The following is a 13927-nucleotide window of genomic DNA, read 5'->3' as shown; positions in this document are numbered from 1 at the left end:
GATGAAAACCGATTTTGGAGGAAGGTCGTCGGGAACGACGCGAGCGCCGTTTCAAAGTTCATCTAGCAAGATCGATGTGCGGGGATGTAATTGCAAATTGTGTCCGCGGCAAGGCGGCTGCAAGGAAAAGTCGATCGGCATCGCGGGGACATTTTCTGCCGTCGTGACGACGACACGACGGCAGAAACGAGTTATGCCACCTGCCCCACCTTCGGATAAGGATCGAACCGCCCGTAGAAAGTCTCGCCCTTGGCGGCCATGTCCTTCAAGAGCGGCGTCGGCTTGAAATGCTCTCCGTAAGCTGACGCTAACTTTTCTGCCAGTTCCACGAATGCCTTTACGCCCATCCCATCGATATAGCTCAGCGCCCCGCCGGTGTAGGGCGCGAAGCCGAAGCCGAGGATCGAGCCGACATCGGCTTCGCGCGGATCTGTGACGATGCCTTCCTCGACCGTCCGGGCGGCTTCGAGCGCGATGGTGACGAGGAAACGTTGCTTGAGGATGGCGATGTCGACCTCGTCCGGGCTTTTCTGCGGATAGGAGCTCTTCAGCTCCGGCCAGAGCGATTTCTTCGCCGGTTTCGGCGGATAGTCATAGAAGCCCTTGGAATTTTTGCGGCCGAAGCGGCCCTCCTTTTCGACCATGCGGGAGATCAGCTCCATGTGCCTGGGGTCAATGGCTTTCTCGCCGAGATCGGCAACGGTGGCCTTGAGGATCTTCAGCGAAAGGTCGATCGCCACCTCGTCGTTCAAAGCCAGCGGCCCCACAGGCATGCCGGCCATCTTGGCGGCATTCTCGATCATGGCGGGCGGCACGCCCTCGATCAGCATGTCGTAGCTTTCAGACATGTAGCGCAGCACGCAGCGATTGACGAAGAAGCCGCGGGTGTCGTTGACGACGATCGGCGTCTTCTTGATCGCCGCGACATAATCGAGCGCCACGGCGAGCGCCTTGTCGCCGGTCTCAGTTCCGAGGATCACCTCAGTCAGCATCATCTTTTCGACAGGAGAGAAGAAGTGGATGCCGATGAAATCGGCCGGACGTTTCGAATTCTTCGCAAGGCCGGTGATCGGCAGCGTCGAGGTGTTGGAGGCGAAGATCGCACCTTCCGGCAGCACGGCCTCAACCGCCTCGATAACAGCCTTCTTCACCTCGCGATCCTCAAAGACCGCCTCAATGACGAGATTAGCAGTGGCGAGATCGGCATATTCGGCCGAGGGGGTGATGCGGTCGAGAAGGGCTGCCCCCTCATCCTGCGTAAGACGCCCCTTACCGATGGAATCCTTGACGAGACCTTCGGAAACGGCCTTGCCCTTGGCAGCCGCTTCCATATCGCGGTCGATCAGCGTCACCGGAATGCCGGCGGCGGCCGTGACATAGGCGATCGAGGCGCCCATGAAACCGGCGCCGACAACGCCGACATGCTTCAGCTCGGTCTTCGGAATACCCGCGGGTCGACGCGCGCCCTTGCCGAGCTCCTGCATCGAGATGAACAGGGAGCGGATCATCGAGAAGGCTTCGCGGGTCTGCAGCACTTCGGTGAAATAACGTTGCTCGATCTTCAGGCCCGTGTCGAACGGCACCTGCAGGCCTTCATAGACGCATTTCAGGATAGCGAGCGCTGCCGGATAATTGCCCGAGGTTTCCCGACGCAGAATTGCCGGGGCGGCCGGCCAGAGCTGGGCGGAGGCCGGCGTCCAGATGCCGCCGCCGGGCACCTTGAAGCCCTTTTCGTCCCAGGGGGCGACCGGCTTCAGACCGTCCTTGATCATCTGCTTGGCGGCGGGGATCAGCTGATCCGGCTCGACCACCTGATGCAGGAGGTTCATTGCCTTGGCGCGCGAGCCGGTCAGCGACTGGCCCGTCGTCATCATCTGCAGCGCGTCCTGGGCGTTGGCCAGCCGCGACACCCGCTGGGTGCCGCCGGCGCCGGGGAAGATGCCGACCTTGACCTCCGGCAGCGCGATCTTGACGCTCTTGGCATTGGAGGCGACACGGCCGTGGCAGGCGAGCGACAGCTCGAAGGCGCCGCCCATGCAAGTGCCGTTGATCGCCGACACCCAGGGCTTGCCCGAGGTTTCCAGCTTGCGGAACAGGCCGCTCATCCGGCCAACGAGGCCGAAGAGGGTCCGCACCGCCGTTTCCGGGCTCTTTGCCTTCTCCTCCTGGTAGGCGCTGAACATCGACTTGATCATCGACAGATCGGCGCCGCCGGAGAAGGAGGACTTGCCCGAGGTGAAGACGACACCCTTGACGGCGGCGTCAGCGGTCGTGGCGTCGATGATCGCATTGAGCTCTTCCATCACCTCTGATGTGAAGACGTTCATCGATTTGCCGGGCATGTCCCAGGTGACGAGAGCGATGCCGTCAGCGTCGGTTTCGAGCGTGAAATTGGTGTAGCTGCTCATTGGGAATTCCTCTCCCTGAATTCTCTTGCGGTGAACCCCCTCCCCTTGTGGAGAGGGTCGCGATCCCATCAAACGCGTTCGATAACCGTTGCCGTGCCCATGCCGGCGCCGATGCAGAGCGTCACCAGCGCGGTGTTGAGGTCGCGGCGTTCAAGCTCGTCCAGCACGGTGCCGAGGATCATGGCGCCGGTGGCGCCAAGCGGGTGACCCATGGCGATCGCACCGCCATTGACGTTGATCCTGTCATGGTCGATGTCGAAGGCCTGCATATAGCGCAATACCACGGCGGCGAAGGCTTCGTTCAGCTCGAAGAGGTCGATGTCAGCAAGGTTCATGCCCGTCCGCTTCAACAGCTTTTCGGTCACGTCGACAGGGCCGGTCAGCATCAAGGCCGGATCGGAGCCGATATTGGCGAAAGCCTTGATGCGTCCACGCGGCTTCAGCCCCATGCTCTCACCGCCCGCCTTGGACCCCAAGAGCACCGCAGCGGCACCATCGACGATGCCGGAGGAGTTGCCGGCGTGATGAACATAGTTGATCCGTTCGATCTCGGGATGGGCCTGGATGCCGACGGCCTCGAAGCCGCCCATCTCGCCGGGCATCTGGAAGGACGGATTGAGGGAGGCGAGCGCCTGCATATCGGTGCCGGGGCGCATATGCTCGTCCTTGTCAAGGATCGTCAGGCCGTTCTGGTCCTTGACCGGCACGACCGACTTGTCGAACCAGCCCTGCTCCCAGGCATGGGCGGCACGCTTCTGGCTCTCGACGGCGTAAGCGTCGACATCGGTTCTGCTAAAACCGTATTTGGTGGCGATGAGATCGGCCGAGACGCCCTGCGGCATGAAATAGGCCGGAAAATTCACCGATGGGTCCATGAACCAGGCGCCGCCCGACATGCCCAAGCCGACGCGCGACATGCTTTCCACCCCGCCGGCAATGACGATATCGTCGGCGCCCTGGGCGATCTTGCCGGCGGCGAAATTGACGGCGTCGAGGCCGGAGGCGCAGAAGCGGGAGATCTGCATGCCGGGCGCTCTTGTGGAATAACCGGCTTCGAAGGCGGCAGCCTTCGGGATGACCGCGCCGGCATCCATGACCGGATCGACGCAGCCCATGATGATGTCGTCGACGGTCGTGGTGTCGAGCCCGTTGCGGTCGCGGATCGCTTCCAGCGTCTTGGCCGCAAGACGCACGGAGGGCACCTCATGCAGGGCGCCGTCCTTCTTGCCGCGGCCGCGCGGCGTGCGGACGTGATCGTAAATGAAAACCTCGGTCATTGTCTCGTCTCCCTGGCGGCGCCAACGCGCCTTCAAAATCTGCGAAGACCAAATAGCCCTTCGTTTTAAACTCAGGGCGTTCGGCGCTCGAAACGATTCACCGGATCGTTTCGTCGGCTGCGCCGACCGCTTCTCACCCCCAACCCTCCCCAAAGGGGGAGGGAGAACCGGCTCAAAACGCTTCCGCGGCCAGCTCCATCATCGTGTCGGCGCCGGCTTCGATGCGGGCCTTGCGAAGTGCCGTTTCCGGCATGATCCGTTCCATGAAGAATTTCGCCGTGATCAGCTTGTTCTTCAGATAATCCTCGCGGCTTGCCTCACCGGAGGCAAGGCCGTCCTCGGCGGCCTTCGCCATCTTCGCCCACATATAGCCGAGAACGACGAGGCCGAAGAGGTGCATGTAATCGGTCGAGCCAGCGCCGGCATTGTCGGGCTTGGCCATGGCGTTCTGCATGAACCACATGGTCGCGCTCTGGACGTCGTTCAAGCCCTTCTTCAGGTGCTTGGTGAAGAAGGAGAGCTTCTCGTTGCTGCGGTTCTCCTCGCAGAAGTCGCCGATCTCCTTGAACAGCGCCATGGCGGCGCGGCCGCCGTTCAGGGCGAGCTTGCGGCCGACGAGGTCGAGCGCCTGGATGCCGTTGGCGCCTTCATAGATCATGGCGATGCGGGCATCGCGCACATACTGGCTCATGCCGTGCTCTTCGACATAGCCGTGACCGCCGAAGACCTGCTGGGCCATGACGGCGTGATCGAAGCCCCTGTCGGTCATTACGCCCTTGAGGATCGGGGTGACGAGGCCGAGAATATCGTCGGCGGTCTGGCGCTCCTTCTCGTCGGTGGCGCGATGGGCGATATCGGACTTGAGCGCGGTCCAGAGCAGAAAGGCGCGGCCGGCCTCGTTGAAGGCGCGGATAGTCATCAGCGACCGGCGGATATCCGGATGGACGATGATCGGATCGGCCTTCTTGTCAGGCGCCTTGGGGCCGGAGAGCGAACGGCCCTGGATGCGGTCGCGGGCGTAATTCGCGGCATTCTGATAGGCGATCTCGGAAATGGCGATGCCCTGCAGGCCGACCATCAGGCGGGCCTCGTTCATCATCACGAACATGGCGTTGAGGCCGCGGTTTTCGGCGCCGATCAGGAAGCCCGTCGCCTCGTCGTAATTCATGACGCAGGTGGCGTTGCCGTGGATGCCCATCTTGTGCTCGATCGCGCCGCAGGAAACGGCGTTGCGGGCGCCAAGCGTTCCGTCCTCGCCGACGAGGAATTTCGGGACGATGAAGAGCGAGATACCTTTGGTGCCCTCGGGCGCACCTTCGATACGGGCCAGCACCAGATGGACGATGTTGTCGGTCAGGTCGTGTTCGCCAGCGGAGATGAAAATCTTCTGACCTGATATCTTATAGCTGCCATCGGCCTGCGGCACCGCCTTGGTGCGCAGCATGCCGAGATCGGTGCCGCAATGCGGCTCGGTCAGGTTCATGGTGCCGGACCAAGAGCCGTCCACCATCTTCGGCAGATAGGTGTCTTTCTGCTCCTGCGTGCCGTGGACGAGGATCGCGGCAATCGCGCCCTGCGTCAGGCCCGGATACATCATCAGCGACATATTGGCGGCGGAGGTATATTCGCCGACAGCGGCATGCAGCGTATAGGGAAGCCCCTGGCCGCCGAACTCCTCCGGCACCGCAAGGCCGATCCAGCCGCCTTCGCGATAGGACCTGTACGCCTCCTTGAAGCCGTTCGGCGTCGAGACGCTCGCATCGTCATGGCGAACGCAGCCTTCCTGGTCGCCGGAATAATTCACCGGGAAAAGGACTTCTTCGGCAACCTTCGCCGCCTCGCCGAGGATTGCCTCGATCATATCGGGCGTCGCGTCGGCAAAACCGGGAAGATTATTGTAGCGTTCGAGGCCCAGCACATCGTTCAGAACGAAAAGCGTGTCGGTCACCGGGGCCTTGTAGACTGGCATCTTCAGAATTCCTCCATTCGACTGACCGGATCGCTCCGGCCTCGGGCACTGTCTTACAAAATATTGACGTTTGCGTAAACGTCAAATTCTGCAGCTTCGCTCCCTTTTCTGAAAAAAATCTTCGGCCGGCGAGTCCGGGCGGAACGAGGAGACGTCATCTCCCCTTCCTTGTCCATCTGGGAGCGGCATATAAGCGGAAGCGTCTTTCAATCCGCAAATGCTTCAGGGGACCGCGGGGATGATCAGATTCGAGGCGATAAGACAGCGTGCAGAGGAGCGGAAGGGCGGAGCAGCCGCGTTGCAGGCCATGCTGGAGAACCACCGGCCGGATCACGACCGGCTGCGCGCCACCTCAGACGATCACATCCTGGCGGATATGACCCGGCGTATCTTCTACAGCGGCTTCGTGCACAAGGTGATCGATGCGAAATGGCCGGGCTTTGAGGCCGCCTTTTCAGGCTTCGACCCGGCGGCGTTGAATATTGCGCCCGACGATTATTGGCACGAGCTGACATCGGACGAGCGGATCATCCGCAATGGCGCGAAGATCATGTCGGTTCGCGCCAATGCCGCCTTCGTCCGAGAACTGGCAAGGGAACACGGCAGCGCCGGCGCCTTCTTCGCCGACTGGCCGCGGGAAGATCAGATCGGCCTTCTCGAGCTGTTGACCAAACGCGGCAGCCGGCTCGGCGGCATGACCGGACAATATTTCCTGCGCGGCATCGGCCGCGACAGCTTCGTCGCCACGCTCGACGTGCTCGCCTGCCTGAGATCGGCCGGTGTGCCACTCTCCTCCTCCGGCACAACGAGGAAAGATCAGCAATTGATCCAGCAGGCCTTCAACGAATGGGCCGACGAAACCGGCCTTTCCTACATCCACCTCTCGCGCATCAGCGCCTATTCGATTGACGCGCCGGACTGAAATTCGGCTGGGCGGTGGGGTGGCGCGGCCTCGTCGGGCTTCCTACGTCTTTCCGACGATCCATCGAGGACGATATCATGACCGACTTTCCTTATCAGAGCGCCCTCATCGTCGGCGCCGGCTCTGGCATCAGCGCGTCGCTCGCCCGGCAACTGTCGGGGCTGGGCGTCAAGGTCGGGCTCGCCGCCCGCAATATCGAAAAGCTGCAGACGCTCTTAGAGGAGACCGGCGCCAGGGCATTTGCGGCCGACGTCTCGCAGCCTGCCAGCGTCCAGTTGCTGTTCGAAGAGGTTGCCGCCGCAATCGGTGGACCCGAAGTGGTGATCTTTAACGCCAGCGCCCGCCTGCGCGGGCCGCTCGCCGAACTCGACCCCGCCGAAGTCGAAAAAGCGATTGCGACGACGGCGATGGGCGGCTTTCTGGTGGTGCAGCAGGCGGCGCAACGGATGATACCACAGCGGCACGGCGCCATTCTCATTACCGGCGCGTCGGCGAGCGTGAAGGGCTTTGCGCAATCGGCGCCCTTCGCGATGGGAAAATTCGCGCTGCGTGGCCTTGCCCAGAGTGCCGCCCGCGAACTCGGTCCGATGGGCATTCATATCGCGCATTTCGTCATCGACGGCGCGGTGCGCTCGCAAACCCGGCCGGACCGGGCAGACAAACCGGATGCGACGCTCTTGCCCGACGCAATCGCCCAAACCTATCTCGACGTGCTTCGCAAGCACCGCAGCGCGTGGTCGCTGGAGGTGGAAGTCAGGCCGTGGACGGAAAATTTCTAACTGGGCTTGCGCGGCGTATTGCCGACGGAGAAGGCAACTTTCACGGCATCTGGACGAACGACCCGTCATCCATCTCCTGCTGACATCGCGCAGCACCGATTTTCCGCCGGGCATTTTCAATTCATGTCGCCTTCAGCCTTTACGAATTCGAGCCGGCTCTGGAGCGCATCAAGGCGAGCGGCTATCGTTACGAAAATTACGATATTCCCGACACCGACCTCGGCCAGGTCTTCGTCTATGGCCCGACGGCGTGAAGATCGAGCTGCAATATCCGAGGCCGGCCTGATCGGGTATGGCCGTCCGACCTGGCCAATTCCATGGCGACTGGCGACCAAATTGGCTTCTGGAATGCAAACGTTAAAAAATTCTCATCGATATTAACGGCTTGTTTACCACGTTTCGTGAAAGGTGCGGATTGAGCCGTAGTGATCCGCATTCTTTTCCCAGTCTCGCGTTTCCCAAGAATGCCGCTACATCGTTCAGCCTGAGGAAAGTCTAATTGACTATTTTCTTATGGATGATGCGCTCCGGACCGCGTGACAAGCGTGGGCCACAGACGGAATAGCCACGGATCGGGCTCTGACGAGAGCTCGAGCAGTCGAAGCGAGCAAGAAGATGAACGGATCGCGATCAAATCCTTCCCGGCAGTCCGACAGGACCTCGCTCGATGCGTTGAACCGCACGATCGAAGGGCTGGAGGCGCGAATCGAAGGGTTGATGGGCAGCGGGCGCGAACAGCGGCCGCGCCCGGCAGCGGCGGAGCGCGATCCCTATGCCGGTTCCTATGCTCCCCGACCCGCAAAGGCGTCCGAGCCGCGCCCTGATCCGCTCGCCGAAATCCGCCAGCGCCAGCGCGCGCTCGACGCCTCCCGCGAGCGGCCCTATGGGCGCGAGCCGGCCCCGCAGGCACGCGAACCCGCACCGCGCGCGGCCGCGCCGCTGGCAGCACCTGGCTTGCGCGCCGGCGCCGACACGATGACCGAGATCGCCCAGGCGCTTGTCAACCTGCGCCATGACCTGAAGCGTGATATTTCCGAGGGCGTCACCCGTGAGATGAACGCGCTGCGCGCCGAACTGCGCGAGATCAAGACAAGCGCCGGCGACGGCCGTTTCGCCGACGAGATCCGCGCCGACATGGGCCGTCTTGCCCAGAGCATCGGCCAGCTGACCGGCCGCGCCAACGGCCCGGAGGCCGCTGGCCTGCGCGAGGATTTCGAGGAACTGCGCTCACTGATGGACGGGCTGGCGCGCGAGGATTCGCTGCGCCACATGGAAAATCGCTGGGACGGCTTTGAGAGCCGGCTTGTCGCGCTCGATACCGAGGGCCTGCAGGAAGAGCTGGTTTCGCTCGCCTACCGGCTCGACGACATCAAGCGCCATATTGGTGGCATGGGCGAAAGCCCGGCCGTTCGGGCGCTGGAAGACAAGCTGATCGCCATCGCCACGGCGATGGAGCAGTTCGGCAATATGATCCAGCCGCACGACCGGGCCATGTCCGAGCAGTTCGCCGCGATGGACACGCGGCTCGATGAGATCAGCCGAGCGATCGCGGCCAGCGGACGCGCGGCGGCCACCAACGACCCGGCGCTGATGCAGCGGCTGGAAAGCCGGCTTGCGGCGCTGGCCGACCAGATCGACCTGATGAGCCATGATGCGGCCAACCGCGCAACCCCGGCCGACGAGCTGGCGATGCGGCTAGAAGCGCTGACGACGCGAGTCGAAGAGCTGACCAAGGCGGAAGCGACCTCGCGTCTCGACGAACGGCTGGAACATCTTTCCTATCTTCTGGAACGCACCCAGAAGGCAGCACCCCAGCTCGACCTCGCCGGACCGCTGTCCGACATTTCCCGCAAGATCGACGCACTCGAGAACGGTGCCGTCAACGACGTGCTGGCACAGCGGCTCGATTATCTCGCCCGGCGTATTGACGAGATGGCCTATCAGTCGCCCGCACCTGTCGCGTCGATCGATGACGACGCCTTCCAGCGTCTCGAAGGCCGGCTGAGCGACATTGCCGCCCGGCTGGAAGAGACCACAGCGGCGCCGCCGACCGATCCGCGGGCGCTGAAGAGCCTCGAAGACCAGATCGCCAATCTTTCGGCGCTAATGAGCCAGCCGCGCGAAAGCGCTCAGATCCCCGCCGACCTCGACCGGCGCATGGGCGCGATTGAAGACTATATGGCGACGAGCGACGAATATATCATCGAGGCGGCGCGCCAGGCGGCCGAAGCCGTCGTCGAGGCCTATTCGCGCAATGGCGGCCTGCAGGGCGCCGTGCCCGCCGCCGACATGTCCGCGCTGGCGGCGCTGGCCGAGGATCTGCGCCATCTCGAGGATATCAGCCGCGACAGCGAGGAGCGCACGCACAAGACCTTCAAAGCGCTGCACGAGACGCTGGTGCATATTGCCGAGCGCCTCGACGGCATGGAAGAGCGCGGACGGCCGGTCGTCCAGATGCCCGTGGCCGACGTCGATTTCGATGTCGATCCCTACGCGCTGATGGTGGCCGAAGCCGCGCGGACGCCGGAAGCCGCCCCGGCAGAGAAGGCCTCTCCGGTCATCCGCCCGGCAGAGGTCGCAGCGGAACCCGCCGCCCCGGCCGCGGCCGTGAGCGCAACGAGCGCTATCGCCATCGAAGCCGCGACCCGGCCGCCGGAGGCAACGACGCCGGTACCGGCAAAGTCTGGGCTGCTCGCCAGCCTCGGCAAACGGCTGCGTCCCGGCAAGAGGACCGAGAGCAAGGCCACCGAACGCGCGGTGATCGACCCCGCACCGTCGATCGATCCCGCCGATGTGGTGCCGACGGATGCGGCGAACGAACTGCTCGAACCGGGTTCGGGAGCACCTGACGTCAAAAAGATCCTTGAACGGGTGCGCGCCAGCCAGAATGCTCAACGCGGCAAACCTGCCGTCGAGACCGATCGCGCCGATTACATCGCCGCTGCGCGCCGGGCAGCGCAGGCGGCCGCAATGGAAGTGGATGCCAATCCGAAGCAGGCGGCGGTCAAGGCCGAGAGGAAGGCTGCGAATGCCGACAAGGCCAACAAGACGGGCAAGACCAGCGCTTTTTCGCGCTACCGCCGGCCGATCCTTCTCGCCGTCGGCGCCGTGCTGCTCGCCATTATGGCCTTTCCGCTGGCCCGGACCCTGACGAGCGGCGAGCCGGCGCCGCAGCCGCCGGCAGAGGTCTCGGCACTGACGGGGGCGATGGAAGACCCCCAGCCGGCCTTGCCTGAGGCGACACCCGCCCAGCCGGAGACCGGCGCTGCGGACATGAACGCGCCGGCAACCGCAAACGCACCGCCAGCCGCCGAACCGGCGCAACCGGAAGCAATCCCGCCTGCCGCCGGCGAGCACCTGACCGATGCGACGCCGCTCGACGGCGAGGGGACGGCAACCCTTGCCCCCGCCGATTCGTCCGGCGCAACGCAGGAAACTTCGAGCTTCGTTCCGAACGGCTCGACCGCAGCGGCGCCCGCGCCGCAGGCCGCCATCACCGTTCCGGATACCGTGCAGCCGAAATCGCTTGCCGATGCGGCGCAGGGCGGTGACGCCTTGGCGCTGTTCGAGATCGGCGCGCGCTATTCGGATGGCCGCAACGGCATGACGGTCGATCAGAAGCAGGCCGCGGGCTGGTACCAGCTTGCGGCCGACAGGGGTTTTGCGCCGGCGCAATACCGACTCGGCAGCATGTACGAGAAGGGCAACGGCGTCGAACGCGACATCGCCAAGGCGAAAGGCTTCTACGAACAGGCGGCAGGCCAGGGCAATGCCAGCGCCATGCACAATCTTGCCGTCCTTTACGCCTCCGGCGCGCTCGGCCAGCAGGACTATGCGACGGCCGCCTCGTGGTTCACCAAGGCCGCCAACCTCGGCATCACCGACAGCCAGTTCAACCTGGCAATTCTCTGCGCTCGCGGCAACGGCGTTCCGGGCGATCTCGAAGAATCCTACAAGTGGTTTGCGATTGCCGCCAAAGCCGGCGACAAGGATGCAGCGCAGAAGCGCGACGAAGTGGCCAACGCCATGAAACCCGACCAGCTCGAACGGGCGCGGGCCAAGGCCGACCTCTGGAAGCCGGAGCCGCTCGACCAGCGCGCCAATGGCATCGACGTCCCCGACGAATGGGCGGGCACCGGCGTGAAGACGGCAACCGTCGACATGAAGAAAGCGATCCGCAACATTCAGGCAATCCTCAACAATAATGGTTTCGACGCCGGAGCGCCGGATGGCGAAATGGGCGCAAAGACCGTCACGGCGATCAAGAACTTCCAGAAGTCGATCGGCCAGGAGCCGGACGGCAAAGTGACCGACGCGACCGTGAAGGCGCTGCTCGAGCGCAACAAGCAGGGCGCCAAGGCGATTTGAGGTGTAGTTTCAACGCGGAATTCGCGAAACCTGCGCTTCATCCGGCTGCCGCCACCGATCGGGGTCGAGCCACTGGTCTCGATCCGTCCTTCAGCCCCCCGTAAACGGGGCGAAGGGTATGCCGCACTGCCTTCCTCAGCCTCAACGTTGCGTTTGGCACGTCCCCTCGCCCCGCGAGAGGGTTAGGGGTGAGGGCAACCAAGCTCTCGGCGGGGGCCTGGCGGCACTATGCCGCAAGGGCTTTCCCAATTTTTCCAACGCCTGTCACAAAGCCGGAAAAAAGCCGGATTATGCCAGGACATATCGAGCCGCGCACAATCCGGCGAATCCTCTGGCACCGGTCTTTCCGCCCAATCAGCGGCGATCGAAAGCCTCTGGCAACGATTTCACAGTATGGTGCGCATTCGAACGGGGACGTGACAGAAACCGCCCTGCAGGAGCGGTCATCATTCGGGGTCGGTTGTGACAATCTATCTGCCCATCGCAGAATTGTCGGTGAACATCTTCATCATTCTCGGCATGGGGGCGGCCGTCGGATTCCTGTCCGGAATGTTCGGCGTCGGCGGCGGTTTTCTCATCACGCCGCTGTTGATCTTCTACAATATCCCGCCTGTCGTCGCCGTCGCCACCGGCGCCAACCAGGTTGTGGCATCGTCGATTTCGGGTGCGATCACCCATTTCCGGCGCGGCACGCTCGACGTCAAGCTCGGAACGGTACTCCTGGTCGGCGGTCTCTCGGGCGCCACGGTCGGCATCTGGATCTTCTCGATGCTGCGCGCCCTCGGTCAGCTCGATCTCTTCATCTCGCTGCTTTACGTCATCTTCCTCGGCACCGTCGGTGGGCTGATGCTGCTCGAAAGCATCAATGCGATGCGGCGGGCCGCACGCAACGAGCCGCCGGCGCCGCGCAGACCCGGCCACCAGCACTGGGTGCACAAACTGCCGCTGAAGGTGCGTTTCAAGAAATCGAAGATCTTTCTCAGCGTCATTCCGATCGTCGCGCTCGGCTTTGCGATCGGCATCCTCACCTCGGTCATGGGTGTCGGCGGCGGCTTCATCATGGTGCCGGCGATGATCTACCTCCTGCGCATCCCGACCAATGTCGTGGTCGGCACTTCGCTCTATCAGATCATCTTCGTGACCGCCTATACGACGATCGTGCAGGCGGCGACGAACTTCTCCGTCGACATCGTGCTTGCCTTCATCCTGATGGTGGCAGGTGTCATCGGAGCGCAATACGGTGTGCGTGTCGGCCAGAAGCTGCGCGGCGAACAGCTGCGCGCCCTGCTCGGCCTGCTGGTGCTCGCCGTCGGCCTGCGTCTGGCGATCGCACTGGTGGTGACGCCGGCCGACGTCTATTCGGTCGTGATGGGGGGCAACTGATGCGCCTGCTCGCCTTCGTCCTCACATGTCTTTGCCTGCTGCCTCCGACTGCCGGAGCGCAGTGGTTGCCGGGGCAGGCGACGGAAGCAGTGCGCGAAGGCCTTGAGATCGGCACATCGACGAGCGAAATCGCCATCACCTCGGATTTCCACGGCGCGGATCTGACGATTTTCGGGGCGCTCTCGAATACCGACCAGCTGTTGCTCGCCATCGGCCAATATGACGTGGTCGTGGTGCTGGAAGGGCCGCGTGAGGATGCGACGGTGCGCCGTAAGGAACGTGTCTTCGGCATCTGGGTGAATACCCGCTCGATGACCTTCGAGGCGGTGCCGCATTCCTATTCGATGTCGAGCTCGCGCAGAATCGACGACCTGGCGACGCCGCTCGAACTGACCGATCAGGGGATCGGCATCGACCACATTCCGCTGACGCCGGTCGGCTTCGTCGGCGACGGCAGCAATCTCGGCGAATTCCGCCAGGCCTTCCGGCGGCTGCAGCAGGGCGGCGGGCTCTACGACCGCAACCCGAGCGGCGTGCGGTTCGTTTCCTCCAACCTTTTCAAGGCGAGCCTTCGCCTGCCGGCAAATATTCCGAACGGGGTGCATACAGTGCGCGCCTATCTGTTCAAGAGCGGCATTTTCGTCACCGACAAATCGCTGCCGCTGCGTGTCATCAAGACCGGTATCGAGCAGACGATCACCGATGCGGCCCATGAGCAGCCGATCCTTTACGGCTGCGTGGCCGTGGCACTGGCGGTCATCACCGGCTGGGGCGCCAGCCTGATCTTCCGCAAGGAATAATCAGGCACCGTCGGCAAATCG

At 63.3% G+C, this 13927-nt stretch carries 8 protein-coding genes and 1 pseudogene; 6 read left to right on the top strand and 3 right to left on the bottom strand.

The window, feature by feature from the left end; all coding sequences use genetic code 11:
- Positions 1–191: 191 nt before the first annotated feature.
- The 3 genes from J0663_RS11545 to J0663_RS11535 all read right to left on the bottom strand — a co-directional run bounded on the left by J0663_RS11545 (position 192) and on the right by J0663_RS11535 (position 5654).
- The gene (locus J0663_RS11545; protein WP_207240480.1) at positions 192–2408 is read right to left on the bottom strand and encodes a 3-hydroxyacyl-CoA dehydrogenase NAD-binding domain-containing protein; all 2217 of its coding nucleotides are present in this window, start codon (positions 2406–2408) and stop codon (positions 192–194) included.
- 68 nt (positions 2409–2476) lie between these two features.
- On the bottom strand, positions 2477–3685 hold the full coding sequence (locus J0663_RS11540; protein ID WP_207240479.1) for an acetyl-CoA C-acetyltransferase: 1209 nt from the start codon (positions 3683–3685) through the stop codon (positions 2477–2479).
- A gap of 172 nt (positions 3686–3857) precedes the next feature.
- Positions 3858–5654: an acyl-CoA dehydrogenase C-terminal domain-containing protein gene (locus J0663_RS11535; protein ID WP_207240478.1), complete on the bottom strand. Its 1797-nt coding sequence runs from the start codon at positions 5652–5654 to the stop codon at positions 3858–3860.
- A gap of 238 nt (positions 5655–5892) precedes the next feature.
- Here J0663_RS11535 and J0663_RS11530 point away from each other — a divergent pair, with 238 nt between their 5' ends.
- The 6 genes and pseudogenes from J0663_RS11530 to J0663_RS11505 all read left to right on the top strand — a co-directional run bounded on the left by J0663_RS11530 (position 5893) and on the right by J0663_RS11505 (position 13906).
- Complete coding sequence (locus J0663_RS11530; RefSeq protein WP_207240477.1) at positions 5893–6576, top strand: DNA-3-methyladenine glycosylase I; 684 nt, start codon at positions 5893–5895, stop codon at positions 6574–6576.
- Positions 6577–6653: 77 nt separating this feature from the next.
- Entirely contained in the window at positions 6654–7355 is a 702-nt protein-coding gene (locus tag J0663_RS11525) for an SDR family NAD(P)-dependent oxidoreductase (RefSeq protein WP_207240476.1), read from the top strand.
- Between the two features lie 46 nt (positions 7356–7401).
- Positions 7402–7641 (top strand): annotated as a pseudogene (locus J0663_RS11520) (VOC family protein); the annotation flags it as partial.
- Positions 7642–7970: 329 nt separating this feature from the next.
- Positions 7971–11723 carry a peptidoglycan-binding protein gene (locus J0663_RS11515; RefSeq protein ID WP_207240475.1) on the top strand — a complete coding sequence of 1251 codons (3753 nt, stop codon included), beginning with the start codon at positions 7971–7973 and terminating at the stop codon, positions 11721–11723.
- Between the two features lie 462 nt (positions 11724–12185).
- Positions 12186–13106, top strand: coding sequence for a sulfite exporter TauE/SafE family protein (locus tag J0663_RS11510; RefSeq protein ID WP_207240474.1), 921 nt, complete (start codon positions 12186–12188; stop codon positions 13104–13106).
- Positions 13106–13906: a TIGR02186 family protein gene (locus tag J0663_RS11505; protein ID WP_207240473.1), complete on the top strand. Its 801-nt coding sequence runs from the start codon at positions 13106–13108 to the stop codon at positions 13904–13906. Before J0663_RS11510 ends, J0663_RS11505 begins: the two co-directional genes overlap by 1 nt.
- The last annotated feature ends 21 nt before the right edge of the window (positions 13907–13927 follow it).

Origin of the sequence: Rhizobium lentis, assembly GCF_017352135.1 — a bacterium.
Taxonomy (GTDB): Bacteria; Pseudomonadota; Alphaproteobacteria; order Rhizobiales; family Rhizobiaceae; genus Rhizobium; species Rhizobium lentis.
Note: the sequence above shows the minus strand (reverse complement) of the source record. Positions and strands in the feature narration are given on the sequence as shown.

Excerpts from the sequence above, each read along its gene's own strand:
- J0663_RS11545 (WP_207240480.1), bottom strand. The coding sequence starts at position 2,408 with ATGAGCAGCTACACCAATTTCACGCTCGAAACCGACGCTGACGGCATC.
- J0663_RS11540 (WP_207240479.1), bottom strand. The coding sequence starts at position 3,685 with ATGACCGAGGTTTTCATTTACGATCACGTCCGCACGCCGCGCGGCCGC.
- J0663_RS11535 (WP_207240478.1), bottom strand. The coding sequence starts at position 5,654 with ATGCCAGTCTACAAGGCCCCGGTGACCGACACGCTTTTCGTTCTGAAC.
- J0663_RS11530 (WP_207240477.1), top strand. The coding sequence starts at position 5,893 with ATGATCAGATTCGAGGCGATAAGACAGCGTGCAGAGGAGCGGAAGGGC.
- J0663_RS11525 (WP_207240476.1), top strand. The coding sequence starts at position 6,654 with ATGACCGACTTTCCTTATCAGAGCGCCCTCATCGTCGGCGCCGGCTCT.
- J0663_RS11515 (WP_207240475.1), top strand. The coding sequence starts at position 7,971 with ATGAACGGATCGCGATCAAATCCTTCCCGGCAGTCCGACAGGACCTCG.
- J0663_RS11505 (WP_207240473.1), top strand. The coding sequence starts at position 13,106 with ATGCGCCTGCTCGCCTTCGTCCTCACATGTCTTTGCCTGCTGCCTCCG.